The sequence below is a fragment of the Clostridium sp. AF02-29 genome, assembly GCF_934835585.1.
In the GTDB taxonomy this organism is placed as follows: domain Bacteria; phylum Bacillota; class Clostridia; order Lachnospirales; family Lachnospiraceae; genus Otoolea; species Otoolea fessa.
Genome location: NZ_CAKVZK010000019.1, coordinates 1 through 26,862, shown reverse-complemented (window position 1 = coordinate 26,862; position 26,862 = coordinate 1). Strand labels below are relative to the sequence as shown.

Here is a 26,862-nt window from a genome sequence, read left to right as displayed (position 1 = left end):
CTTATGGGAAATCTGGAACAAGCGGCTGAAAAAAAGCCCCTGATTGTCCTGACCGGACCGACGGCAGTCGGAAAAACGGCGCTGTCCATTCAGCTTGCCAGGCGGATCGGCGGTGAGATCATCAGCGCGGATTCGATGCAGGTGTACCGCCACATGGATATCGGTACGGCAAAGATACGCCTGGAGGAGATGGACGGTGTGCCGCACCATCTGATCGATATTTTAGAGCCGACTGAGGATTTCAATGTCGTGCGGTTTCAGGCGCTTGCCCGCGCGGCGGCGGAAGATATTTACAGCCGCGGAAAAATTCCGATCGTGGCAGGTGGAACCGGCTTTTATATTCAGGCACTGCTCAATGATATTGATTTCACCCAGATCGATGAAAATACGCAGTTTCGGGAGGAGATGGAACGCCTGGCAGCCGAACAGGGGGCGGAAGTTCTGCATGAGCGCCTGCGGGCGGTCGATCCAGAATCGGCGGAGGCGATCCACGCAAACAATGTAAAACGTGTGATCCGTGCGCTGGAATATTATGAGCAGACGGGCGAGAAGATTTCTGCCCACAATGAGGCGGAGCGGGCAAAGACTTCACCGTACCATTTCTTCTATTATGTATTAAATACCGATCGGACGGTTCTCTATGAGCGGATCGAGAAGCGGATCGATGAGATGATGGAAGAGGGACTGGTCGAGGAAGTGAGGCAGCTGCAGGCGATGGGCTGTCGCCGTGATTCAGTGGCGATGCAGGGACTTGGATATAAAGAAATTCTGGCCTATTTAAATGGCGAAATGTCGTTGGAGACAGCGGTCAATATCCTGAAACGCGATACGCGCCATTTTGCGAAACGTCAGCTTACCTGGTTCCGGCGGGAACGCGACGTGCGTTTCTTATATTTGCCGGAATTTGATAATGACCGGGAACGCGTGCTGGAACATATTCTGCAGGAATTAGCGGCGGAAGCGGGGATTATGGAGTGTGATTCATAAGATGGATGGAACACTCCAAATTATAATTAAGAAAAGTTAAAGAAACAAAAAAAGAATTATAGAATAACCGATAACAGGAAAGGAATCACCATGGAGTTAGAGAAAATGTATGGCGACCTCGGCATTTCGAAAGAAGTGCTTGAATATGGAGCCAGAATCGAAGCGGCTCTGGAAGACCGTTTCACAGAGATCGATGGCAATGCAGAGTACAATCAGTTAAAGGTAATCGCTGCGATGCAGAAAAACCGCGTCAGCGATATTCATTTTTCCGGTACAACCGGATATGGTTACAACGACCTCGGACGTGAGACGCTGGAACAGGTATATGCGGATGTATTCCACACTGAGGACGCGTTGGTGCGCCCGCAGATCGTGTGCGGAACGCACGCGCTCTACACGGCATTAGCCGGAAATCTGCGCCCGGGCGACGAGCTGCTTTCGCCGGTGGGAAAACCGTATGATACTCTGGAGGAAGTGATCGGCATCCGCGAGTCCAACGGTTCCCTGCGGGAGTACGGCATTTCATATCGTCAGGTTGACCTGCTGCCGGACGGAACCTTCGATTACGACGGCATCCGCGGGGCGATCAACGAGAAAACAAAACTGGTAACCATCCAGCGTTCCAAGGGATACGCATCCCGTCCAACCCTCTCGGCAGAGCAGATCGGTGAACTGATTGCATTTGTCAAATCCATCAAACCGGAAGTGATCTGTATGGTAGACAACTGCTATGGCGAATTCGTTGAGCGGATCGAACCGAGCGATCTCGGTGCGGACATGGTAGTCGGTTCCCTGATTAAAAACCCGGGCGGCGGACTGGCGCCGATCGGCGGCTATATCGCCGGAACCAGACAGTGCATCGAAAATGCAGCGTACCGCCTTGGTTCTCCGGGACTCGGACGGGAGGTCGGCGCGAGTCTTGGCGTCAACCAGTCCTTCTTCCAGGGACTCTTCCTGGCACCGACCGTTGTATCCGGCGCATTAAAGGGAGCTATCTTTGCGGCAAACGTCTATGAGCGCCTGGGCTTTGATGTGGTTCCGAACAGCACGGAGCCGCGCTATGATATCATTCAGGCGATCACGTTTGGAAAACCGGAGGGTGTTATTGCGTTCTGCCAGGGCATTCAGGCGGCGGCGCCGGTTGACAGCTATGTATCGCCGGAACCGTGGGATATGCCGGGGTATGATTCCCAGGTTATTATGGCAGCAGGTGCCTTTATCCAGGGCTCCTCGATAGAGCTTTCCGCGGATGGTCCGATCAAACCGCCGTACAGTGTATTCTTCCAGGGCGGACTGACCTGGTACCATGCGAAGTTAGGCATTTTAATGTCCCTGCAGAAGCTTCTGGATGCAGGCATAGTAAAACCTGAGCAGCTCAAAATCGACTATAAATGACGTTTTTTGAATGATTTTGTAATTAATTTTAAGAAAACTTTAAAAAAAAATCTGCCGGACTGTCTATACACATTCCGGCAGTTTGTGCTAAGATAATAAAGATTATAGAAAGGGGCGGTATTCGGTATCATGAATCGAGCAAAAAATTTCTGGATTCTGCTGCTGCTTCTGATGACAGGGATTGTGTTAGGTGGATTTATCGGAAATATGGCATCCGGCGTCAGGGGACTGTCGTGGCTGAATTACGGACAATCCTTCGGTCTGATGGACCCGGTTGTTCTTGATTTAGGAATCCTGGTTATCACGTTTGGTCTGTCAATCCGGGTGACGATGGCGAGCATCATCGGCGTTGTCATTGCACTGATCGCATATCGTCTGATTTAATCAAAGAATCCCGCCTGGCAGGAATGGCTTTCTGTATGCAGAGGAGAGGCACGCAGGAGGACAATCAATGAAAAAAGAAACAAAGAAACCAGTAAAAAGTTCTGAACCGACCGCTGGATGGCGTCTTACCATGAAAGATATCCCTGAAAAAGACCGCCCCTACGAAAAATGTGAGAGGGAGGGAGTTGGGGCACTGACGGACGCCGAGCTTTTAGCGATCCTTATCCGGACCGGAAACCGGCAGGAGTCGGCACTTTCCCTGGCAACCCGGATTCTGGCGCAGGCGCAGCCGCCGGGAATTTTAGGGCTTTTGCATCTGACTCTTCCAGAACTGATGGAGCAGAAAGGAATCGGCAGGGTCAAGGGAATCGAACTTTTGTGTGTGGGAGAACTGTCACAGCGGATCTGGCGCACCTTGACGCTTTCAGAAGCGCCTGCGTTTACGGCGCCGGAGGCGATCGCCGCCTTTTATATGGAGGAAATGCGTCACAAAGAGCAGGAAGAGATGCACCTGATGATCCTCAATACGAAGCAGAGGCTGATTCGGGATATCCTGCTGTTTCGGGGAACCTTCAATCACTCTCCGGCGTCTCCGAGGGAGATATTTATCGAGGCGCTGCGCTATCATGCAGCCAGCATCGTTTTAGTACATAATCATCCGAGCGGGGATCCTACCCCCAGTGCGGAGGATCGGCGGACGACCGTCCGGATTCAGGAGGCGGGCGCTATGCTGGGAATCCGGCTTTTGGATCATGTGATTATCGGCGAACAAGCCTATTTTAGTTTCAAAGAACGGGGAATACTATCATTATGAAAAACAGCAAGTATATTCTGGCAGGTATGTCAGCTTTCTGTCTTGTGCTGATTACAGCAACGTCTATCAAATCAAGCTTTCTGATGCCGCTTCGGACGGGTGTCGGTTTTGTTCTGGTACCGCTGCAGTCAGGCGTCAACGCGATTGGCACAGGTCTCTACAATACGCTTGAAAATTTTTCCTCCCTGCGGGAGGCGCAGGAGGAGAACAAAAATCTCCAGATGCGTCTGGACCAGATGGTGGAAGAGAACAACCGCTTGCAGTCGGAGCTTTACGAGTTAGACCGTCTCAGAGAGCTGTATCAGCTTGATCAGGAATATATGCAGTATAAAAAAATAGCCGCCCGTGTCATTGCAAAGGACTCTGGAAACTGGTTTCAGGTATTCCGGATCGACAAGGGAGCGGACGATGGCATTCAGGAAGATATGAACGTCATGGCAGGCGGCGGACTGGTCGGTATTGTAACCGATGTCGGGGCAAACTATGCAACTGTCCGCGCGATCATCGATGACGACAGCAACGTCAGCGGCATGTCCCTGCGGACCGGCGATACCTGTAATGTATCCGGCAACCTGACGCTTTACCAGGATGGACGGCTGGGACTTGACCATATCAAGAAAGAGGCAGATATCCAGGAGGGCGACAAGATCGTGACCTCCAACATCAGTGATATTTTCCTGCCGGGCATTCTTATCGGTTATGCCTCCGGGCTGACGACCGATGCCAACAACGTAACCAAATCCGGTACAATCATTCCGGTTGCAGATTTTGATAACCTGCAGGAGGTACTGGTAATCACCCAGCTGAAAAATGGGGATGGAGGCGACAATAATGCGGAAGCTGCTGATTAACCTTGTCATGCTGATTCTGGCATTCACGATCCAGATCTGCGTGTTCCCACAGATCGCCTTCTTATCTTCGGCTCCGAACCTGCTGCTGATTGTGGTGTTTGTGTGCAGCTTCATCGAGGGGCGCGAGCGGGGGATGTTCTACGGGCTGGTGGCAGGTCTTTTTATGGATCTGTTTTACAGTGGACCATTTGGCTTTTATACACTGTTTTTCATCAATCTGGGGTATGTCAGTGGAATCTGCAACAAGTATTATTATGAAGACTACATCACGCTGCCGCTGCTTTTAAGCCTGGCAAGTGATTTAATCTATAACCTGTACATCTATGTATTCCGGTTCCTGATACGGAATCGTCTGAATTTTGGGCATTATCTGGTCTCCATCATTATCCCGGAGATCATATTTACCACGGTTACGACGCTTGTCGTATACCGGTTTTTCCTTTTTATCAACCGGAAACTGAAAGAATGGGAACAAAGGAGAGATTCGAACATTGTTTGATGACCTGAAAGAATATCTGCGAGAATGGTTCAAAAAAGTGATTACCTCCCGGCTTTTTGTCCTGGCGGTTGTGTTCTGCCTGATGTCGTCCGCATTGGTGATGCGGTTGTTCAACCTGCAGATCATCAAGGGCGAAGAGTATCAGGATGCATATACAGCGATGACGGAAAAAGTCATAAAGACTGCCAGCACGCGGGGTAATATCTACGATCGGAACGGCAATGTGCTGGCGTACAACGAACTGGCATACGACGTTACCATACAGGATACCGGTGCGTACAAGACGGATGCACAGTGGAACACGATGCTCTACGATCTGGTATCGATCTTGAATAAACACGGTGAGAGCGCACAGACCAGTTTAGAGCTTACGCTCGATCACGATGGAAATGTCGTGTATACCTCCGAGACACAGTCCGGACGCAAGCGATTCCTGCGCGATTATTATGGTCTTAAAAATGTGGATGAGATGGACGATTCAGATGGAAAATACCCGTCCGACATTTCAGCGCCAGATCTGCTGGAGCGGATGAAAAAGGAGTACCACCTGACACTCGGTGACGATAAGAACCGGGACGGGCGCCCGCTTGACAAAGACGGCAATCCGATCGATGTTTCGGATGAGGTGGCGCTGCAGATCGTCGGTATCCGCTACACGATGCGTTTTACCGCGTTCCAGAAGTACGAATCGACAACGATCGCGACGGATATCAGCGATGAGACCGTTGCAGACATTTTAGAGCACGCAGCCGATCTGGTGGGCGTCAATATACAGGAATCGACGATCCGTGTGTACAATGAAAGCATCTACTTTGCGCCGATCATTGGATATACGGGAAAAGTAACGAGCGAACGTCTGGAGGAGTTAAAGGCGGTCAACGATGACTATGAGTTAAATGATGTCGTAGGCCGTACTGGCATCGAATCCTCGATGGAGCTGGAATTAAAGGGTAAGAAAGGTTCCCAGACGGCATATGTAGATAACGTCGGAAGAATCCTAAGCGTGACCGGGGAAGTCGCACCGGTGGCAGGCAACGATATCTGGCTGACCCTCGATCTGAACCTTCAGAAGGGTATTTACCACATTCTGGAGAAGCAGCTGGCGGGCGTCTTGTTAAAGACGATTGTCAACCAGGATGAGAAAGATATCGCTTATATCGATTCTTCCAGTATTAAGATACCGATCAAGAAGGCATACTTCCAGCTGATCAACAACAACGTCCTCTCGATTGACAATTTTGCTTCCGAAGAGGCATCCGATGTGGAACAGCAGATTTATCAGAAGTACGAGAGCTCACGCGTGCGGATTGAACAGGAACTGCGGGGCGAACTGCAGTCTGAAAATGCAACGCCGATGAACGCGCTTTCAGAGGAAATGCAGGCATATATGCAGTATATCTATTCGTATCTTTCTTCCAGCAACAAGGCGATTGTCCAGCGTGATGCGATCGATACGTCCAGTGACATGTATCAGGCGTGGAAGAACGGTACGATCAGTCTGCGGGAATACTTATATTATGGAATTGCCAACAACTGGATCGATACGACGAAGCTGGACATCCAGAGCCGCTATTCGAATGCGGACGATGTCTTCACGGCACTGCTGGACGACTGTTTCCGCGATCTGGAAAAGGATCCGGCATTCGAGAAACTGATTTATCAGTATTTAATCAATAACAATGTTGTGACCGGGCGCGAGCTCTGCATGGCGCTCTATTCCCAGAATGTGCTTGCATACGATGAGAATGAAGTCAACCTGCTGCGTGTCAGCGGGGAAGAATATGCGTACCAGTTCCTGATGAATAAGATCCGCAATATTGAGATCACACCGGCGCAGCTGGCACTTGACCCGTGTACGGCGAGCTGTGTCGTGACGAGCGCGAAGACTGGCGAGGTGCTGGCACTGGTATCTTATCCAAGCTATGACAACAACCGGATTTCGGACAGCACCTATTTTGCCCAGCTAAATGCCGATCAGTCGCTGCCGCTGCGAAACAATGCGACGCAGACGCTGAAAGCACCAGGCTCCACCTTTAAGCCGATCACGGCGATTGCAGGTCTGGAAGAGGGGGCAATCACGCTTTCTGATATGATTAACTGTACCGGTATTTATGAGGAAGTCAGCAATCCGATCCGATGCTGGAAATATCCGGGCTTCCACGGACCGTTAAATGTCGTGGGAGGTATCGAAAATTCCTGTAACTATTTCTTCTCGGAGGTGGCGCACCGCCTGTCCACAGAGACAGATGGAAGCTACAAACCGGAGAAAGGTCTGGAGACGCTGAAAAAATACGCGACCATGTTCGGTTTGGACCGGACTTCGGGCATTGAAATCTCGGAGGCGACGCCGTCTATCAGTGATACCGATCCGGAGCGTTCCAGTATGGGACAGGGTACGCACCAGTTTGCGAGCGTGCAGCTTGCCCGCTATGTGACGGCGCTTGCCAACCGCGGCACGGTCTATGATCTGAGCTTGATTGATAAGGAGACGGATTCCCAGGGTAATCTGGTCAAGGATTATTCGCCGGCTGTGGCGTCAACCCTTGATTTCCAGACAAGCACCTGGGATGCAGTCCAACAAGGTATGCGCCAGGTAGTTACCAACAGTTCGACCAAGCGCGTGTTTGATGGTCTGGACGTACACGTGGCCGGTAAGACCGGTACGGCGCAGGAGTCCCAGAAACGGGGCAACCACGCGTTCTTTATTTCGTTTGCACCGTATGAGAATCCGGAAATTTCGGTGACGGTCAGTATCCCGAATGGATATTCTTCTTCGAATGCGGCGATGGTGGCAAAACACGTATATCGTTACTTCTATGGATATGCGAGTCTGGATGATATCCTGAATTCAGGAGCATTGGATGCGTCCAATGAACGAATCAATGGAGATTAAGAGGTGATGGAACTATGAAAAGTTCCGTAGTAATAAAGGGATGTAAGTCCGGTATGACGGTAATTCTGAATCCGGACACCCCCTTTGAACAGTTACTGGAGGATGTAGGGAAAAAGTTTAAAGAAAGTGAAAAATTCTGGGGATCCGCCCAGATGACGCTGACCCTGGAGGGGAGAGAACTGACCCCAATCGAGGAACTGCAGGTGACGGATGCGATTACCGCCAATTCCCAGATAGAGATTCTCTGTCTGCTGGATACTGACGCTAACCGCATCGCCCGCTGTGAAAAGGCGCTGACCGAGCGGCTGATGGAGCTGACTGCCCGGACGGGACAATTCTATAAGGGTAATTTATCCCGGGGCGATCTGCTGGAATCCGATGCGAGCATCGTGATCATCGGGGATGTGGAGCGCGGCGCGCGTGTCAGCGCACGGGGCAATATCGTCGTTCTTGGCACGCTGGCGGGTTCCGCCCATGCTGGGGCGGCGGGAAGTGAGGACGCGGTGATTACCGCGCTGGAGATGTCGCCGATGCACCTTCGGATTGCTGATCTGACAGCCAAAACGCGCAGCCAGGGTAAAAAGATGGGGCGCGGACCGATGATTGCATCGGTATCCGGTGGAAACATTGACGTAGAATCGGTCAAAAAAAGTTTTTTAGATTATTTTCATTTTATTTAGCGTATTTAATGGATTTAAGACTGGAATTATTCTACTTTTTAGAGTAGAATAAAATGGTAAAACAGAATACAGGAGGATGTTCCTATGAGCGAAGTTATCGTTATTACTTCCGGAAAAGGAGGCGTCGGCAAAACGACAACCTCAGCGAACGTCGGCACCGGGCTTGCCATGCTTGGCAAACGGGTGGTTCTCATCGACACCGATATCGGTCTGAGAAACCTGGATGTCGTCATGGGACTGGAAAACCGGATTATCTACAATCTGGTCGATGTGATCGAGGGAAACTGTCGGATGAAGCAGGCGCTGATTCGAGACAAAAGATATCCTGACCTGTTCTTATTACCTTCCGCCCAGACGCGGGACAAGTCGTCCGTGAGTCCGGGGCAGATGATAAAATTAGTAGAAGACTTAAGAGAAGAGTTTGATTACATACTGCTTGACTGTCCCGCCGGGATTGAGCAGGGCTTTCGTAATGCGATCGCCGGGGCGGACCGGGCGCTGATTGTCACGACACCGGAGGTATCCGCGATAAGGGATGCTGACCGGATCATCGGACTTTTAGAAGCATCCGGAGTCGGGCGTATGGACCTGATCATCAACCGGATCCGGAGCGATATGGTGCGCCGGGGCGATATGATGTCGGTGGATGATGTGATGGATATTCTGTCTGTCCCTGTGATTGGCACAGTCCCGGACGATGAGGATATCGTTATATCCACGAATCAGGGCGAACCGCTGGTCGGCATGAATGGATATGCCGGGCAGGCATATTTAAACATATGCAAACGAATACTTGGAGAATCGGTACCATTTATACAGCTTGATGCGTCTCCGGGCTTCTGGTCCCGGATATCCGGCTTCCTCAAACGTGCATAGGAGGGGACGCTATGATTCTGATTGCAGAACTGTTTACGAAAAAGAATTCCGGCGAGATAGCCAGAAAGCGTTTAAAACACCTTCTGACTGCCGATCGGGCGGGCTGTTCGCCGGAACTTCTGGATCTGATTCGCGCAGATTTCCTGAGGAGCGTGTCACGTTATCTGGAGATTGATCCGGGGGATGTGACACTCCGGATTCTGAGGACATCCTCAGAACAGCCGGCGGAGGTATTCCCGGCGGTCTGTGCGTCGGTGCCGGTTCTTACTTTAAGGAGCCATTTACAGCATGATATTCGATTACCAATTTAGAAATTACAACTTTCGAGCCCTCATTTATATGATTCTGCTGAGTGTTCTCGGCATTTTGGTTGTCGGGAGCGCCAGCAATCAGGACCGTTCCTCTGTGATAAAACAGATTATCGGAGTGGTTGTATCCCTGATTATCTGTCTGGTTCTGTCTTTGATTGATTACCATCAGTATTTCCGATTTACCACGCTTATCTATGTGGTCTGTGCCGGAATGCTGGCGGCAGTTCTTTTGTTTGGACGTACCACCAAGGGCGCGACCCGCTGGCTGCGGATCGGCGGGATTCAGATCCAGCCGTCCGAGTTTGTAAAGATCGGTCTGATCCTCATCCTGGCGAATTTCCTTTCCAGAAACCGGGAGAAAATCAATGAGCCAAAGACATTGGGGATGACGGCGCTTATCTGTGTCCTTCCGGTCGGCATGGTATATTTACAGCCGAACCTTTCCACCACCATCGTCATCTGCTTCATGATTCTGTGCATGGTTTATGTAGCCGGTATCAGTTACAAATGGATTGCCGGTGCGGTGGCGGTCGGGGTACCTGGATTTGCGGCGCTTATCTATCTGTCGCTGCAGGGATTCATCCCGTTTCTCCAGAAATACCAGGCACAGCGTATCATGGGAAAGATTTTCCACAGCAGCAGTGAATTTACGGATCTGAACCGTCAGCAGGATAACTCCATGATGGCGATCGGCTCCGGGCAGCTGCGCGGCAAGGGGCTTTTTAACAACACATTAAGCTCCGTCAAGAATGGAAATTTCCTCTCGGAGGAACAGACGGACTTTATCTTCGCTGTTATCGGAGAGGAGCTTGGGTTTGTCGGCGGCGTGGCGGTCATTGCCCTCTATGCGCTGCTGGTGTATGAGTGCCTCTGGATTGCAGCGCGCGCGAAGGACACAGCTGGACGTCTGATTGCATCGGGCATGGCGGCGCTTCTGGCGTTCCAGAGTTTTGCCAACATTGCGGTAGCCACGGGAATCTTCCCGAACACGGGTCTTCCGCTTCCTTTCATAAGCTCCGGACTTAGTTCGCTGCTCAGTATGTTTATCGGAATGGGAGTTGTTCTCAATGTTGGATTGCAACGAAATAACGTAACCGTTCAGTAAGTACATGCATGAACTGTGAAGCTGCATGGAAATTGAATTTTATGGTTATGAAAAATAGGAATCATTAAGGAGGCAGGTATAGATGTATATCGGGTTAATCGCACATGATGCGAAGAAAAAACTGATGCAGAACTTCTGTATCGCATATCGCGGCATCCTGAGCAAGCATGAACTCTATGCGACAGGAACGACAGGCCGCCTGATTGAGGAGGTTACGAATCTGACCCTCCATAAATATCTGCCGGGTCATCTGGGAGGTTCCCAGCAGCTCGGCGCACAGATCGAACACAATCAGATCGATCTGCTGATTTTCCTGCGCGATCCGTTGGCGCCGAAGCCGCATGAGCCAGATGTTAATGATGTTGTCCGCCTCTGTGATATTCACAATATCCCGATGGCGACAAACCTGGCGACGGCAGAGCTTCTCGTTAAGGCGCTTGACCGCGGCGATATGGAATGGCGGGAGATGTACAAATGAGAAAACAGACAATCGGACTTGCGGGCGCACTGATGCTTTGCGGTATCAGCATGCTGACCGGCTGTGGTGCCCGCGGTCTGGAACAGGCATATTCATTTCAAGAACGGGAAGCGCAGATGACGCCAGCGGCAGGTGCCGGGCTGGCGCCCTTTTTTGCCTCTTCTCTCTGCGTACCGGAATCTGCAGACGGCGATATTGCTCCAGATGATGCGGTGACGGCACAGGCGGGCGCATTGTTTGATGTGACCGACTCCAGCGTTATATATGGTAAGAACATCTATGACCAGATGTACCCGGCGAGCATCACGAAGGTAATGACGGCGATCATCGCGATCGAGGAAGGCAATCTTTCCGATGCGGTGACGGCAAATGACGATGTCGTGATCCACGAGGCAGGCGCTTCGATGGCAGGCATCAAGCCGGGCGATACCTTTACGCTGGAGCAGCTCTTATATGGACTGATGATTCCGTCCGGCAACGATGCAGCCAATGCGATTGCGGATCATATCGCCGGAAGCACGGATGCGTTTGTGGAGAAGATGAATGCGAAAGCGAAGGAACTCGGTGCGACCCACACGCATTTTGTCAATGCAAATGGTCTGCACAGCACCGACCACTATACAACGGCATATGATCTTTATCTGATTTTCAACGAGGCGCTTAAACTGCCGCTGTTTTGTGAGATCATTAACGCGCAGTCTTATACAGCTGATTATACCGATGCAAATGGAGCCGCAAAACAGCAGGTCTGGAAGGTTGGCAACTGGTATCTGAAGGGAGACCGCGAGGCACCGGAGGGAGTGACTGTCTTAGGCGGCAAAACCGGCACCACACAGGCGGCTGGCTACTGCCTGATCATGGCGAGCGATGGGGACGATGGCAAGGAATATATATCGGTTGTGCTAAAATCTGCAAATCGTCCGTCACTTTATGACAATATGACGGAAATTTTGACTAAAATTTCAAATAAGTGATTGCAATATTTATGAATTTATACTATAATTATTTATACAATAAAAGATTTTACATACAACTTAAATAAACTCAAGGAGGAGATTGTTATGGTTCAGATCATCGCAGGAGCAAAGGGAAAAGGAAAAACTAAATATTTACTCGATATGGCGAACACGGCTGTCAAAGAAGCCAAGGGTTCCGTTGTCTATCTGGATAAGAGTTCCAAACATATGTATGAGTTGAATAACCAGATTCGCCTTATCAATGTACAGGAATATCCGATTGATACCAGCGATGGATTTATCGGATTTATTTGTGGTATTATCTGCCAGGATCACGATCTGGAGCAGATGTATCTTGACAGCTTCCTGAAACTTGCCTGCCTCGAGGGAGCGGATATTGAAGAGACCTACAAGACGCTGGAGACCATCAGTGAGAAATATCATGTAAAATTCGTTTTAAGCATATCCATGAATGCAGCCGATCTTCCAGAGTGCGCGAAAGAAAGTGTTGTAGTATCTTTATAAGAGATTCAAAATGAACGAAACCGCAGCTGTCAGCGCAGGGCGGAGACAGGAGACTGTCCGATTCATCTGAAAAAGGAGAATTGGATGGTCTCTTTTTGCGCATAGGAAACTTCGCCCTATGGCAAAAAACGCTCATTACCACAGTGATGAATACGATAAGTACCTGCGCTTCAGAATCCGGCGGAAACCGGATTTCTGAAGCGTAGTACATATCCGGTGGCTGCTTGGCGGATGAATGAGCCGTAACCGGCGGCCAGAACAACCGGATTTGAGATGTCCCCGTCAGCTTCTTAGTTTTTGGGCTAATTGAGGGAGTAATTGTAGACATTGATCGCCGACTGGTGTAAAATATTAGTTAGAATTTTTTTGAAATTATGGCTGAATTTGGAAAATTTTAACGATATATAACAGAAAGGTGGATTTTCTATGCAGTACGATTTTGACACACCGATCGATCGGACCCATACTTGGTCGATCAAGCATGATTTTAAGAAAGAAAATGGGAAGGCGGATGATATTCTGCCGCTCTGGGTGGCGGATATGGATTTCCGATCGCCGGACAGTGTGGTTGAGGCGCTGAAAAAGGCAGTAGATCACGGGATTTTCGGTTACAGCCGGGCAGATGAGTCGTACTTTGATGCGGTGGCAGCGTGGTATCAGAAACGCCATCACCTGACTCTGCAGCCGGAGTGGATGACCTGCACGCCAGGTATCGTGTTTGCACTCTCGATCGCAGTGCGGGCTTTTACCCAGGAGGGCGATGCGGTGTTGATCCAGCCGCCGGTCTACCATCCATTCAGCCGGGCGATCCTCCGCAATAAGCGGACGCTGGTGGAGAATCCGCTGGTTTTAAAAGATGGACATTATGAGATGGATCTGGAAGATCTGGAGCAGAAGGTGCTGGATGAGCATGTCAAACTGATGATTTTATGCAATCCGCACAATCCGGTTGGCCGTGTCTGGACGAGGGAAGAGCTGACCGCACTGGCTGACATCTGCCTGCGTCACCATGTATACGTGATCAGCGACGAGATCCATGGCGATTTTGTATGGCAGGGGCATGAGCAGACTCCGTATGCGTCGATTTCAGAGGAAGCATGCCTTCATTCGATGATGTGTACAGCGCCGAGCAAGACCTTCAATCTGGCTGGCATGGCGACATCAAACCTCTTTATCCCGGATCCGGAGATGCGGCGTAAATTCCGGTCGGAGCTGCTGGATGTTGGTCAGGAAAATATGAACCGTCTGGGATTGTTCGCCTGTCGTGCAGCGTATGAAGGCGGCGGGGAATGGCTGGATCAGCTTATCGGCTATCTGGCTGGCAATCTGGCACTTGTGCGCGATTTCTGTAAAAACCGTGTGCCGCAGATTCAGCTGGTAGAACCGGAGGGAACGTATCTGGCATGGCTGGATTGCCGTGAACTGGGGATGACGGATGATGAATTGATGGCATTCTTCTCGGATGAAGCGAAGGTATGGCTGGATCCGGGCACGCATTCGGGTGAACAGGGATCTGGATTTATGCGCTTTAATCTGGGCAGTTCGCGCAGTGTGATTGCACAGGCGCTCGATCAGATCGAGGCGGCATGGAAAAAACGGAACGCATAATGAAAAATAGCAGAACCGTAAAAATAAAACGTTCGGAGGGATTGCATGGAATTTGAAGAAGTGGAGAATATTGGACAGCGGATCAAGGAGATTCGCAAGAGTTAATCTATCACGATCCAGAAGCTGTCCCAGTTTACCGATCTGTCAGTGGGATATCTGAGCAATCTGGAGCGGAACCAGGCAAGCCCGACGCTGAGCAATCTGCAGATTATGGATGATTCTGTATAATTGACGGGATGAATTGATCTTGAAATTTGGACAATTCACTCGTATAATAAAGGCTGTACGTTGGGCTATACAGAATATTGCAAAAGTCCATGGCCGGAGACAAATTTGCGTGGATTTTTGTCTGGTAACTGTGAAACTGCAGAAACAGCTGCCAGAGAAGTACATCGGGAAAAGGGAGGATAGAGCTGCATGGCCAAAAACAAGAAAATTGTACGCTACAGAAAGCCATTGAATATCAATGTAGGCATGATCATTTTTGCCATGATTTTCGTCTATCTTTCTTTCAGTGTCTATACATATCTCAGGCGGGATCACGTCCAGTTTTATGAGGTCGTCGAGGGAAGTATTGTAAATAATAAAGAATACAACGGAATCCTGTTTCGGGATGAGACAGTGGAAAATGCACCGCAGACCGGGTACGTCAACTATTATGTGCGCGAGGGAAAGCGGGCAGGCGCTGGATCGCGCGTCTATTCGCTAGATGAGACCGGCGAGCTGGGGAAATTTTTGGAAGAAAATCAGTCCTCTGGGGTGTCCCTGTCAGCAGAAAATCTGGCTGATTTGAAGAAACAACTCAGTTCGTTCTGTTTATCCTACAACGATCAACGCTTTGAAAGCGTCTACGACGCCAAATATTCTTTGCAGGCTTCGGTTGCAGAGTATATGAATTTCAATGCGCTGGGCGATATGGATGCACAGCTTCAGGCACAGGGTATCAATTACAAACAGATATCGACGCCCCAGCCGGGTATTATTTCCTATGTGACCGATTCTTTTGAGGGAGTCGCGCCGGAGGAGGTGACGGCGGATTCGTTTGACCGGAGTCAATATACGCGGCAGGTGGGACGAGCCGGGGAGCTGATCGAGGCGGGCACGCCGGTGTACAAGATCATCACATCGGAGAACTGGAGTATCGTGTTTCAGATGGATGACAAGGATAAAGAGCAGTTTGCCGATCAAGATACACTGACGATCGAGCCGTTGGGAAGTGATATGAAATTCCGGGGAAATTATTCGATGTTTACCGGTTCCGATGGCAATCTGTATGGACGCCTGGATCTGGACCGTTACATGATCCAGTTTGAATCCGAGCGTTTTATGACCTTTGAGATCTCCAGCGAGGAAACGCAGGGACTTAAAATTCCGGTATCATCGGTGATGGAGAAGGAATTTTATACCATTCCAGTTGATTATATGACAACGGGCGGCAACGCTACTGAAGATGAGGCTGGCTTCAATAAAGAAGTTTACGGCGAAGGCGGAAAGGCGTCGATTGAATTTGTCACGCCGGAGATTTACAGCTCGACCGATGAGTATTATTATGTCGAGAAGAGCGACGATGGGCTGTTAAAGAGCGGCGATTATCTGGTGAAGCCGGATTCAAACGAGCGCTTCCAGGTAGGACCGACGGCAAAGCTGACAGGTGCTTACAATATTAATAAGGGATACGCGGTGTTCAAGCAGGTGAAAGAACTTGCAAATAGCGGTGAATATTACATTGTAGAAAAAGGAACCAAATATGGATTATCGGTTTATGACCATATCGTGTTGGATGCCAGTACCGTATCGGATGGTCAGATCGTATATCAGTAATGATATTTCCAAAATATAGAGATAAGGAAGGTGTATCACATATGGTTCAGGAACAGTTAGAAGAAGTACGTCAGAATATACGGAACGCCTGCGAGCGGAGCGGACGGAAGGTGGAGGATGTTACGCTGATCGCGGTCAGTAAGACAAAACCGGTGCCGATGCTTCAAGAGGCATATGATGCCGGCGCCAGAGATTTCGGCGAAAACAAGGTGCAGGAGATGCTGGAGAAGGAACCGCAGCTGCCGTCTGATATCCGTTGGCATATGATTGGACATTTACAGAAAAATAAAGTCCGTCAGGTAATTGACAAGGCAGTTCTGATTCACTCCGTCGATACGGTGGGGCTGGCAGAGCAGATCGAAAAAGAAGCGGTCAAACGTGATCTGGACGTTTCTATTCTTCTGGAGGTCAATGTCGCCGGAGAAGAGTCCAAATTTGGTTTTGCCCCGGAAGAAGTCGAGGAAGCGGCACGCGAAATTGCAAAGTACCCGCATGTCCACATACAGGGACTTATGACGATTGCACCATTTGTGGAGAATTCGGAAGAAAATCGTGGTGTTTTTAAAAAATTATATGAATTATATGTTGACATGAAACGGAAAAACATTGATAATGTTACTATGAATGTCCTTTCGATGGGAATGACCGGAGACTATCAGACAGCGATTGAAGAAGGTGCAACTATGGTAAGAGTCGGTACGGGCATTTTTGGAACCAGGGCAAAGATAGGAGAGAAATAGGGTTATGAGTATTCTGAACAAATTAATGGATACAATGCGTCTCACAGAGAATGATGACGATTACTTCGATGAGGAAGATTACGAAGAAGAAAAACCGGTGATTAAGAAGCGTTCTTTCGGCAAGAGGGACGAAGAGATGGATGATTACCGCCACGAGGAGGAATCTAAGCCGCGTTTTCTGCCACGTTCCTCTAACAACAAGGTAGTGCAGATGCGCCGCAGCATGGAAGTATCTCTGATCAAACCTACTTCCATGGAGGATACGAGAGAGATTTGCGATTACCTGCTGGCTGGAAAAGCTGTTGTTTTAAATATGGAAGGAATCCACATGGAGGTTGCACAGCGTATCATTGATTTTACCTGTGGCGCAACCTATTCGATGGATGGAAATCTCCAGAAGATTTCCAATTACATCTTTATTGCGACACCGTCATCGGTTGAGCTGTCCGGCGACTTTCCCGAACTCTTAGCAGACGGTTCCATGAATGTTTCCGGGATGAATCTCCACTTCTGATACTGATATACTCCCAGGTTCGCTATATATCTGAACCTGGGAGTATTTATTATACAATCGGAAATTTGTGTGATTTCTGATTGTATACAGGCTCTCCGGTAGGAGCACACTTTATATAAGCACTTTCGAACAGGAGTAGAAACACGCGATGCTGCAGGAAAAAGAAGAACAGCTTTTAAAAAAGAGAATGATAGAACTGGCCGGACTCTGTTATCAGCGCGATATACAGACAAGTACCGGCTTTTTGTCGTTAAATGAACAGACGATCTTTCACTCGATCGAGAAGACGCTGCCGCCGGTGCGGACTTGCCTGACGGGTGGCTTTGAGGGCGCAGAGCGCAAACTTCTTTGTTTTCTGGCTTCGTATGATGAGGAGGAGTTTGGACTTCCGATTGCCGTGTTGGAGGTCATTCCGGCAAACCTGCGTTACAGTGAGGCGCTGACGCACCGGGATTATCTCGGGGCGCTCATGAACCTGGGGATTGAGCGCAGCTGCATCGGGGATATTCTGATGAAGGAAAATGGCTGCTGCGTCTTCTGCCAGGAAAAGATGGCGGATTATCTTTGCCAGGAACTCACAATGGTGCGCCACACCTCCGTGATCTGCCGCAGGGCGGATGCGACGGAGCCGATCACACCGAAGATGGAGCGCGTGAGTGGAAGCGTTGCATCACCGCGTCTTGACAGTGTGATCGCGATGGTATTTTCATCCTCCCGCACGAAGATACTGCCGCTCATTGAGGGCGAAAAGGTGTTTATTGACGGGAAACAGGTGACTTCCCCGGCGGTGCAGCTTAAAGAGGGCGAGATTGTATCTGTGCGCGGCATGGGAAAATTCCGCTTTGCCGGGAGCGGGGGATTGTCGAAAAAGGGACGTCTGTATGTTTATGCGGATAAATATGTGTAAAAAAGAAAGGACTGAAAACAAATGACAGAAGTAAAGAATGAGAAAATGAATCGCGTAACCGTTCACCTGGACGAGAAGCCGATCTATGATATTGTGATGACCGAAGATTTTTCGGCACTTCCGGGTGAAATCGAAAAACTCTCCATTTCAAACCGCCGTCTCTGCATCGTGACGGATTCGAACGTAGAAAAATTATATCTGAATGAGGTAAAAGAACTTCTGGCGCCGTGCTGCAAGACGGTAATTTCGTTCGTATTTCCGGCGGGCGAGGAGCACAAAAACCTCGACACCGTCCGGGATTTATATGAGACGCTGATTTTGAACCATTTTGACCGCAACGATATGCTGGCAGCACTCGGCGGCGGAGTTGTGGGCGATCTCTGCGGATTCGCGGCGGCGACCTATCTGCGCGGCGTTGCCTTCATGCAGATTCCGACGACGCTTCTTTCCCAGGTGGACAGCAGCATTGGCGGCAAGACGGGCGTTGATTTTGACGCGTACAAAAATATGGTTGGAGCGTTTCATATGCCGAAGCTGGTATTTACCAATATCAATACGCTTCAGACGCTTCCGGACAACCAGTTTTCCGCCGGTATGGGCGAGGTTATCAAACATGGTCTGATCAAGGATGCGGCATATTATGAGTGGCTGCTTGAAAATGCGGCAGATATCTGGGCGCGAAAGCCGGATGCACTCCGCAAAACAGTGACCTGGAGCAATGAGATCAAGCGTGCTGTGGTAGAGAAGGATCCGACCGAAAAAGGCGACCGTATGCTCTTAAACTTTGGTCATACGCTGGGACACGCGATCGAGAAGCTGAAAAACTTTGAACTTCTGCACGGTGAATGCGTGGCACTCGGCGCGCTGGCAGCGATGAAGCTGTCGGAAAACCGCGGCATGATCAAACCGGAGGAAACAAACCGCTTCAAAGAAGCACTGGGAGAATTCCATATCGGTACGCAGGTATCCGGGCTTGAGAAAGATGCGATTGTGGCAGCGTCCAAGAACGACAAGAAGATGGATTCCGGCATCATCAAATTTATTCTTATTCATTCCATTGGCGACGCCTACGTGGATCGCACGGTAACCGAGGACGAGATGAAACAGGCACTCGATCAGGTGCTGGTATAATAGCAGGAAAGGAATCAGGTGCATGAACACGAAATTACGACAGTTCTTTATCTTTTTTATCGGGCTGGGAGTCAGCATCGGACTGGATCAGTTTACAAAACATCTGGCAGTTGTCCATCTGAAAGGGCAGAAGCCATTTGTGATCATTAAGGGTGTGTTTGAATTTTATTATTCTGAAAACCGCGGCGCTGCTTTTGGAATGCTGCAGGGACGGCAGGGATTCTTCTTCCTGATTGCAGCGGCAGTCATTCTGGCAGTGTTGTGGGCGGTTTACCGGATGCCGGCAGGGAAACGGTATCTGCCGCTGATGTGCAGCTTGTTTCTGCTCGTATCAGGCGCAGTTGGCAATATGATCGACCGTCTGACACAGAAATATGTGGTGGATTTCCTGTATTTTAAGCTGATTGATTTCCCGATTTTTAATGTGGCAGACTGCTATGTGGTGATCGCGACTTTCTCGCTGATCCTTCTGTTTTTCTTCTTCTATTCGGATGAGGAACTGGAATTTCTTTCTTTTAAAGGTGCGAAAAAGGAGTCGGGGCGATGATGCAGGAATATCTGGTTCCAGAAGAGGCGGCTGGAACCCGCATCGATAAATTTCTGGCGGACGCCTGCCCGGATCTGTCCCGTTCCTTTTTGCAGAAACTTCTGAAAGAGAGCAGCGTGACAGCAGACGGAAAAGCGGTTAAAAGCAGTTTCAAGGTAAATGGTGGGGAAACTATCGCCTTTGAAGTTCCAAAACCGCAGGAGGCGGCGATCGAGGCGGAAAATATCCCGTTGGACATTTTGTATGAAGATTCGGATATAATTTTAGTCAATAAGCCGAAGGGGATGGTTGTCCATCCGGCGGCAGGGCATTATACGGGGACTCTGGTCAATGCGCTGATGTACCATTGCAAGGATCAGCTCTCCGGCATCAACGGAGTCATGCGCCCTGGGATCGTCCACCGGATCGATATGAACACGACCGGTGTGCTGGTGGTGTGCAAGAATGATTTCGCCCACAATTCACTTGCAGAACAGCTCAAGGTGCATTCGATCACCCGCGTGTATTATGCCATTGTATTTGGCAATCTGCGCGAGGATGAGGGCACTGTTCATGCACCGATCGGGCGTCATCCGACGGATCGCAAGAAAATGAGCATCCACTCCAAACAGGGGCGCGATGCGATCACGCATTACTGCGTACTGGAACGCTTCGGGGCGTATACATTTATCGAGTGCCGCCTGGAGACGGGACGCACACACCAGATCCGCGTCCATATGGCAAGCATCGGTCATCCGCTTCTGGGCGATGAGGTGTACGGTCCGGCGCGGCAGCCATTTTCACTGGAAGGGCAGACCCTGCATGCGGGAGTCTTAGGCTTTATCCATCCGCGGACCGGGGAGTATGTGGAGTTTTCTGCGCCGCTGCCAGCGTATTTTGAAGAACTGCTGGAGAAGCTGCGAAAAAAAGCTGGAAAGTAAAAGTAACGTGAATAGTAAGATCGTTCTGATTCGTATACACATTCTTTTCAGATAGTTTATTTCTGTATCGCTAAGAAATACCTTTTATTCCGAATAAATGATGACTTTTCAGATAGCTTGTGTTATAATAAAGGCAGAACTTGAAAGGAGTTGAGGGAGACATGAAAAAAAATTTAGTAATTACAATCGGTCGCGAATGCGGCAGCTCCGGAAGAGCGATTGGACGAAAACTGGCGGAATCATTGGGAATCAAGTGCTATGATAAAGAGCTTCTTGCACTGGCAGCGAAGAACAGCGGTCTCTGTGAAGAGCTTTTTAAGACGCATGATGAGAAACCAACCAACAGCTTCTTATATTCACTGGTAATGGACACCTATTCGATGGGTTATAATACATCGGCTTATATGGATATGCCGATCAACCACAAGATTTTCCTGGCACAGTTTGACACGATCAAGAAACTGGCAGATGAAGAATCCTGTGTCATTGTAGGACGGTGTGCGGACTATGCGCTGGCAGATTATCCGAACGTAGTGTCTGTTTTCATCTGTGCAGATGAGGAAGTGAAGATTCAGGAATTGATGAAACGTCACAATATTACCCGCGATAAGGCAAAAGATGTGATGATCAAGACCGATAAGCAGCGTTCTGGTTATTATAACTATTATTCCAGCAAACGCTGGGGCAGTTCCAAGAGCTATAACCTCTGCATCAACAGCAGTGTCGTAGGCATCGACGGTGCCGTAGAAATTATTAAGGAATTCGCCAAAAAGAAACAAGAATTTCTTAAGGTAAACGAGAACGCATAAAAGTATAATTAAAACCGGTGTGTTTGAATTTCTGGTGAAGAATCAGAAAGGACGCACCGGTTTTTTGCGCCTGGATGCTTTGAAGATAAGATTGCGTTGGGGTATAAAAACAAAATAGTTACTTGAGATTTTGAATGTAGATATATGAAGAAAATGATGATGAAAGAAAGACATTCTTATATAATCCGAACGGCGCTCATGGCGGCATCGGGTATTTTGTTGTGCGGGATTGCCGAAGCAGTGCGCCCGGAGGTGGATTTATCAGTCGGTGTGCCTGCTGATAAAGTTGTGATTGCAGATGGGATTTTAGACCAGGAGACACAAAATGATACAGACGAATCCTTCTGCGACCGTCTGATGAAGAAAATGGTACACCCAATTCACATGGCATCCCGGTTTTTAAATGGTCTGGGGGCAGACTCGGAAGAATATGTTCCGTCGGAAACGGAGTATAACCTGATGGCGCTCCGGACGGAAGAGAGCGCTGTTGATCTGTCTGATCCATTGGCGGCATTTGAGTCTCTTCCATGGTATAAACTTGCAAAACGATTCCGGAGTATGGGGACAGAAGATACCTGGGGCGCGAAAATGTACGAAGCGCTTGGAACGCGGGATGCACAGTGGATATCGGAGATCTACGGGTGGATCCAGACGACACCGCTTACAGCTTCCCAGAAAATGGGGCTGCCAGCTGCGCAGGTACTCGGCAGCTATGATCCCTCCAATCCAGAGCATAACGCGCAGGACCCGGCGAGCTGGGTAGTTCCAACTTGGAAAAATATCCGTTTCCAGATATGCGACGGAGACGGAAAGCCGACGTCCCTGGCATCCAATGCGACCGATATTTTGTCCATGGCAAATGTATATACATACAGCCTGGACTGGAAAAATACAGACCTGTTCAATACCTATATCAATCAGCTCTGGACCAGTTCCCACCAGTACCACGTGAGCATTAGCAATGTGTATTACTGTGAGGGCTGTACAGAACTGCCGGACGAGCCGGCGACAGAGGGAACAGCAGATGACGATGTGGAGAGCGGCAGTGCAGCAGGAGAGGCATCCTCGGAGGCTTTAGATGCCCAGGGCGCAGGAGACAGTCAGACAGCGGCAGAAGAGCCGTTAACGGAGAGCGAGGCGGCATCCACAGCAAATAATTATGTCAAACCGGCACAGGGACCGGGGGCTTCCACACAGGAGCAGGCAGCCGAATCAAAAGCGGCTGCGTCCCCGTCAGAGGCGACACTCAGTGCGGAGAGCGCTGCGGCAGTTACATTAAATGAAAACGGAAAATATTGCCCGGGACATGTTGATCTGACCGTTACCGTTAAGACAACTGGTCTGAAAGAGAAGCATAATCTGTTTGCACTCGATGGAACGGGAAATCAGGCTGTCGGGAACTGGCAGGGTTGGACGGAAGAAAAACAGACAGCCGCCCAGACACTCGCTGCTCAGGATTGGCAGGAAATGTACGGGCTTGTCAGTTCAGAGTTTGCACTCGGGAATCCGCTGACACCGGCAGAAATTGCGTCTTACCTGGATTTACTTCCAGAGGATTTATCACCGGAGCGGCGTGCCGTCATCACATGCGCGCTCAATTCCGTTGGCAAGATTCCATATTATTATGGAGGAAAACCGAGTACAGCAGGACTTTCCGGCAATCATTTTGCCAGCGTGACAAGCCCGGATTACAAGGGACGGATTTTGTCAGGGCTTGACTGTTCTGGATGGGTCAACTGGGTATACTGGACCGCGCTTGGCAATAGAATGGGTGCCGCCAGCACCTACGAGATTGTGCGGACAGGACGGGCGCTCAACAGCGCAGAGCTTCAGCCGGGCGACTTGCTTGTCCAGCTTGGCGGTAATTCGCACGTTGTAATGTTTTTAGGCTGGAACGCAGACGGAACCATACTGGGCGTACATGAATCCGGCAGTGCAAGCAATGTAACGGTCGGAAAGGTCCATACGGTCTGGCCGTATTACCGGGCGTTTTTGGATTAAGAAGTGAATAAAGAATAAAATGAATATGAATTAGTCATAAGGGATTTTGAGCTGGATGGATGTTGCCTTTGTTTTTTGCTGGAGTGTTTGCTGGTAAATGGCAAAGGCGGCATCCATCCATTTTGTGTTTAGGTTTGTTTTTATGCTGAAATGCGATATTGAATAATTCGTAAAATGATTTATTTACAAATAAAGGGAAACATGGTATGATAGGGTAATGGACAAAACTATTCGTGAAAGCCTACTTTATCGAATAGTTTGAAATGTAAATATGTGTATGCACTCAATCTATTTGCTAAACTATTCATTCGTTATATTTGAAAGGATGTTCTCATGAAACTTCAACGTCTTCTAAGTTTAACCCGCCAGGCGGTTGATGACTATCGTCTGATTCAATCCGGCGATAAAATAGCTATCGGTATTTCTGGCGGTAAAGACAGCCTGACACTTTTATATGCTTTACAGGGGCTTCGTCGGTTTTACCCGGAACCATTTGAACTTTGTGCTATTACAGTTGATCTGGGCTTTCAGGCACTTTCTCCGGAGGTTTCGAACCGGTTGTCGCCGACGCTTTCATCGGATGCGGCTGCATTTGATTTAAAACCGGTTCAGGAGCTTTGTGATGAATTAAACGTGCCCTACACGGTCGTTCCGACGGAAATCGGCAAGATTCTCTTTGAAACCCGTCAGGAATCCAATCCATGTGCGCTCTGTGCCAAGATGCGAAAAGGCGCTTTAAATGAAGCGGCTCTGAAACTTGGCTGTAATAAAATCGCCTATGCACATCACCGTGACGATCTGATCGAAACCATGCTTTTATCCTTGATTTATGAGGGGCGTTTCTATTCCTTCTCGCCGAAAACCCATTTGGACAAAACGGGATTGACGCTGATCCGTCCGCTGATGTATGTCCAGGAAGCCGATGTGATCGGATTTAAAAACAAATATCATCTTCCTGTCTGTAAAAATCCATGTCCCGTAGATGGAAAAACAAAACGCGAGTATGTGAAACAATTAACAAGGAAACTCAACCATGATTCACCGGGGGTAAAGGATCGCTTTTTCCATGCGATTATTGATGGAAACAATCCCGGATGGCCGGAACGGACCGATCGACACCTGAAAAATTTGATACATTCGGACCTTTCATCATCACCAAAGGAGGAATTGTGATATGGCTGCACTCTCCTACCACGAACAGGAAGACATCGAAAACACAAAACGAATCCGAGGCATTCTGAAAGAACTGCCACCGTTCTGTACCGATTTCTTCCGCGGCATTGAACCTCGTACATCAGCGCGCACCCGGCTTGCGTATGCCTATGATTTAAAGACATTTTTTGATTTTCTGAAACAAGCAAATCCAGAGCTCAAATCAAAGAAGCTGCGCGATTTGCCGCTCTCTCTTCTGGATGAAATCAAATTGATGGATCTGGAAGAATATATGGAGTATCTGAAATGTTATTCGACCGAAAAACGAGAGGATCTGATGAATACAGAGCGGGGTATCATGCGGAAAGTCTCGACGGTTAAGAGCTTTTACAACTACTTTTACCGGACCGAGCGGATTCAGAATAACCCCGCTTCTCTTCTGCAGCTTCCCAAGATTCATGAAAAAGAAATTATACGCCTCGATGTTGACGAGGTGGCGCGTTTCCTGGATGAGGTTGAGGATGGAGAATGTCTGACTGAAAAACAGAAAGCCTACCATGCAAAGACCAAGCTGCGAGATCTGGCGATGATGACGCTTCTGCTTGGTACGGGGCTTCGTGTATCAGAATGTGTCGGACTGAATATCAACGATGTTGATTTCCGAAACGGTGGTCTTAGGATTCATCGAAAAGGCGGAAAGGAAGTCATCGTATATTTTGGTGCCGAGGTAGAATATGCGCTTCAGGACTATCTCAGCGAGCGTGAACATATTGTCCCAGAGGAAGGCAGCGAAGAAGCACTCTTCCTCTCCATGCAGCGTAAGCGCATTAACGTACGCAGCGTGGAAAAAATGGTCAAAAAATACGCACAGCTCGTCACACCGCTTAAAAAGATCACGCCACATAAACTCCGCAGCACCTACGGCACGAATCTGTACCGTGAAACCGGCGATATTTACCTCGTCGCAGATGTTTTGGGACACAGTGATGTCAATACGACGAAGAAGCATTATGCGGCGCTGGAGGATGAACGGCGGCGAAGCGCAAGGAATAAGGTGCAGCTGAGAGAAAAAGAGTAAAGGGCAAAAAAGGCAAAAAGTAAAAAAAATTTTTAGGTAAAAAAGGCTAATTTCGTACTTTATTTCCGTGTAAAGTGAAAATAGTATTTTGCTAAAATAAAGTTCAAAATTCATATTTGCCAAGAAAACCGATGACCTCGACTGCTTATAGTCTATGCCATCGGTTTTCCTAGTTCAAGCACTCTCACTCTGCTTCATCTGTGTCTCAATAACTTCGTCTAAGTTGGCTGCTGTAGTTTGTTCACTCATAGCCTTCTGCCTCTAATAATAAACACTGCAAAGGTTTAAAATATCCTGCAACAGATCATACTCCATCTTTGCCTTATCATTCATTTGATAATTTATCAGAGCCTTTTGCGAGTACATCGCATCTACGCTTTGCGTTTTCGTTGAAAATTCCATTAAAGTATCCGAGCCAATGCCCAAACTGGTAAAAATTTTATTCAAATGCTTATCGAATGAGCTTTTACTATCTATCTCGCCATTTAAAATTTTATCTAAAGTAGGTCGAGAAATTTCTGCCTTTTTGCAGAACGATACCTTAGAGAATCCATTGCCACTGATGTAGTCCTTTAATTTTATTCCTGTCAGTTTTCTCATTTCAAAAAGTTCATCAAAACGCACTCTCTATCTCTCCCAGTAACAAATTGTCAATAGTTTTTTAATCACTTTTCTTAAAAAGGCAAAAAATAGAACGTATAGTAAACGCTATGGTGCGTTGACAACGTATAGATTATTTCCATACGCTCTATCTCTCATTTCGTAAACGCTCCATAGCAAGTACCTTGCCAGCCCAAAGTGCTGCAACATGGTTTTGCAAGCAATAATCCGCAACGTTCGCTCCTCCAGTATTCACCTGTAATCTCCATACCGCCATCTT

Annotated in this window: 27 protein-coding genes; 26 read left to right on the top strand and 1 reads right to left on the bottom strand. The window is 48.8% G+C overall.

What is annotated here, in order from left to right; all coding sequences use genetic code 11:
• Positions 1–3: 3 nt before the first annotated feature.
• The 26 genes from miaA (at position 4) to PUQ60_RS06350 (ending at position 25,982) form a co-directional block, all read left to right on the top strand.
• Entirely contained in the window at positions 4–987 is a 984-nt protein-coding gene (miaA, locus tag PUQ60_RS06480) for a tRNA (adenosine(37)-N6)-dimethylallyltransferase MiaA (RefSeq protein ID WP_118472322.1), read from the top strand.
• 90 nt (positions 988–1,077) lie between these two features.
• Positions 1,078–2,382 (top strand): methionine gamma-lyase family protein, encoded by a 1,305-nt coding sequence (locus PUQ60_RS06475; RefSeq protein WP_273380002.1) that lies wholly within the window; start codon positions 1,078–1,080, stop codon positions 2,380–2,382.
• 129 nt (positions 2,383–2,511) lie between these two features.
• Positions 2,512–2,766, top strand: a complete 255-nt coding sequence (locus PUQ60_RS06470) for a DUF4321 domain-containing protein (protein WP_106999848.1) — start codon at positions 2,512–2,514, stop codon at positions 2,764–2,766.
• Positions 2,767–2,833: 67 nt separating this feature from the next.
• Positions 2,834–3,580, top strand: a complete 747-nt coding sequence (radC, locus tag PUQ60_RS06465; protein ID WP_118522582.1) for a DNA repair protein RadC — start codon at positions 2,834–2,836, stop codon at positions 3,578–3,580.
• Positions 3,577–4,431 (top strand): rod shape-determining protein MreC, encoded by an 855-nt coding sequence (gene mreC, locus PUQ60_RS06460; RefSeq protein ID WP_273380005.1) that lies wholly within the window; start codon positions 3,577–3,579, stop codon positions 4,429–4,431. Before radC ends, mreC begins: the two co-directional genes overlap by 4 nt.
• On the top strand, positions 4,412–4,930 hold the full coding sequence (mreD, locus tag PUQ60_RS06455; protein WP_022359512.1) for a rod shape-determining protein MreD: 519 nt from the start codon (positions 4,412–4,414) through the stop codon (positions 4,928–4,930). The genes mreC and mreD overlap by 20 nt, the downstream gene beginning before the upstream one ends.
• Positions 4,923–7,823, top strand: a complete 2,901-nt coding sequence (locus PUQ60_RS06450; protein WP_273417067.1) for a penicillin-binding transpeptidase domain-containing protein — start codon at positions 4,923–4,925, stop codon at positions 7,821–7,823. Before mreD ends, PUQ60_RS06450 begins: the two co-directional genes overlap by 8 nt.
• A 14-nt stretch (positions 7,824–7,837) precedes the next feature.
• On the top strand, positions 7,838–8,503 hold the full coding sequence (locus tag PUQ60_RS06445) for a septum site-determining protein MinC (protein ID WP_117795354.1): 666 nt from the start codon (positions 7,838–7,840) through the stop codon (positions 8,501–8,503).
• Positions 8,504–8,587: 84 nt separating this feature from the next.
• Positions 8,588–9,379, top strand: coding sequence for a septum site-determining protein MinD (gene minD, locus PUQ60_RS06440; RefSeq protein ID WP_022359515.1), 792 nt, complete (start codon positions 8,588–8,590; stop codon positions 9,377–9,379).
• Positions 9,380–9,390: 11 nt separating this feature from the next.
• Positions 9,391–9,690, top strand: coding sequence for a cell division topological specificity factor MinE (locus PUQ60_RS06435; protein ID WP_022359516.1), 300 nt, complete (start codon positions 9,391–9,393; stop codon positions 9,688–9,690).
• Between the two features lie 28 nt (positions 9,691–9,718).
• Positions 9,719–10,795 carry an FtsW/RodA/SpoVE family cell cycle protein gene (locus PUQ60_RS06430; RefSeq protein ID WP_337803801.1) on the top strand — a complete coding sequence of 359 codons (1,077 nt, stop codon included), beginning with the start codon at positions 9,719–9,721 and terminating at the stop codon, positions 10,793–10,795.
• A gap of 82 nt (positions 10,796–10,877) precedes the next feature.
• A complete protein-coding gene (locus PUQ60_RS06425) occupies positions 10,878–11,273 on the top strand; it encodes a methylglyoxal synthase (RefSeq protein WP_022359519.1) in 396 nt (131 codons plus the stop codon).
• Entirely contained in the window at positions 11,270–12,247 is a 978-nt protein-coding gene (locus PUQ60_RS06420) for a serine hydrolase (RefSeq protein ID WP_181986192.1), read from the top strand. Before PUQ60_RS06425 ends, PUQ60_RS06420 begins: the two co-directional genes overlap by 4 nt.
• Before the next feature lie 87 nt (positions 12,248–12,334).
• On the top strand, positions 12,335–12,754 hold the full coding sequence (locus PUQ60_RS06415) for a hypothetical protein (RefSeq protein WP_022359521.1): 420 nt from the start codon (positions 12,335–12,337) through the stop codon (positions 12,752–12,754).
• Positions 12,755–13,180: 426 nt separating this feature from the next.
• Positions 13,181–14,362, top strand: coding sequence for a MalY/PatB family protein (locus PUQ60_RS06410; RefSeq protein WP_118684360.1), 1,182 nt, complete (start codon positions 13,181–13,183; stop codon positions 14,360–14,362).
• 417 nt (positions 14,363–14,779) lie between these two features.
• Positions 14,780–16,183 (top strand): HlyD family efflux transporter periplasmic adaptor subunit, encoded by a 1,404-nt coding sequence (locus PUQ60_RS06400; RefSeq protein WP_273380014.1) that lies wholly within the window; start codon positions 14,780–14,782, stop codon positions 16,181–16,183.
• Positions 16,184–16,224: 41 nt separating this feature from the next.
• Positions 16,225–16,923 carry a YggS family pyridoxal phosphate-dependent enzyme gene (locus PUQ60_RS06395; protein WP_273380016.1) on the top strand — a complete coding sequence of 233 codons (699 nt, stop codon included), beginning with the start codon at positions 16,225–16,227 and terminating at the stop codon, positions 16,921–16,923.
• Positions 16,924–16,927: 4 nt separating this feature from the next.
• On the top strand, positions 16,928–17,437 hold the full coding sequence (locus PUQ60_RS06390; protein ID WP_022358650.1) for a cell division protein SepF: 510 nt from the start codon (positions 16,928–16,930) through the stop codon (positions 17,435–17,437).
• Between the two features lie 148 nt (positions 17,438–17,585).
• Positions 17,586–18,344: a YlmH/Sll1252 family protein gene (locus PUQ60_RS06385; protein ID WP_273381329.1), complete on the top strand. Its 759-nt coding sequence runs from the start codon at positions 17,586–17,588 to the stop codon at positions 18,342–18,344.
• A gap of 21 nt (positions 18,345–18,365) precedes the next feature.
• Positions 18,366–19,475, top strand: coding sequence for a 3-dehydroquinate synthase (gene aroB / locus PUQ60_RS06380; protein WP_273381327.1), 1,110 nt, complete (start codon positions 18,366–18,368; stop codon positions 19,473–19,475).
• 22 nt (positions 19,476–19,497) lie between these two features.
• A complete protein-coding gene (gene lspA, locus PUQ60_RS06375; RefSeq protein ID WP_273381325.1) occupies positions 19,498–20,022 on the top strand; it encodes a signal peptidase II in 525 nt (174 codons plus the stop codon).
• Positions 20,019–20,942 (top strand): RluA family pseudouridine synthase, encoded by a 924-nt coding sequence (locus PUQ60_RS06370; protein WP_273381323.1) that lies wholly within the window; start codon positions 20,019–20,021, stop codon positions 20,940–20,942. Before lspA ends, PUQ60_RS06370 begins: the two co-directional genes overlap by 4 nt.
• 161 nt (positions 20,943–21,103) lie before the next feature.
• Positions 21,104–21,751 carry a cytidylate kinase-like family protein gene (locus PUQ60_RS06365; protein WP_118672833.1) on the top strand — a complete coding sequence of 216 codons (648 nt, stop codon included), beginning with the start codon at positions 21,104–21,106 and terminating at the stop codon, positions 21,749–21,751.
• A 144-nt stretch (positions 21,752–21,895) separates the two neighbouring features.
• The gene (locus PUQ60_RS06360) at positions 21,896–23,752 is read left to right on the top strand and encodes an NlpC/P60 family protein (protein ID WP_273381319.1); all 1,857 of its coding nucleotides are present in this window, start codon (positions 21,896–21,898) and stop codon (positions 23,750–23,752) included.
• A gap of 333 nt (positions 23,753–24,085) precedes the next feature.
• The gene (locus PUQ60_RS06355; RefSeq protein ID WP_022358643.1) at positions 24,086–24,925 is read left to right on the top strand and encodes a tRNA 2-thiocytidine biosynthesis TtcA family protein; all 840 of its coding nucleotides are present in this window, start codon (positions 24,086–24,088) and stop codon (positions 24,923–24,925) included.
• A 1-nt stretch (position 24,926) separates the two neighbouring features.
• A complete protein-coding gene (locus tag PUQ60_RS06350; protein WP_022358642.1) occupies positions 24,927–25,982 on the top strand; it encodes a tyrosine-type recombinase/integrase in 1,056 nt (351 codons plus the stop codon).
• Between the two features lie 261 nt (positions 25,983–26,243).
• Here the strand turns inward: PUQ60_RS06350 and PUQ60_RS06345 are convergent, their stop codons facing one another.
• Positions 26,244–26,606, bottom strand: coding sequence for a helix-turn-helix domain-containing protein (locus PUQ60_RS06345; RefSeq protein ID WP_273400926.1), 363 nt, complete (start codon positions 26,604–26,606; stop codon positions 26,244–26,246).
• Between the last annotated feature and the right edge of the window lie 256 nt (positions 26,607–26,862).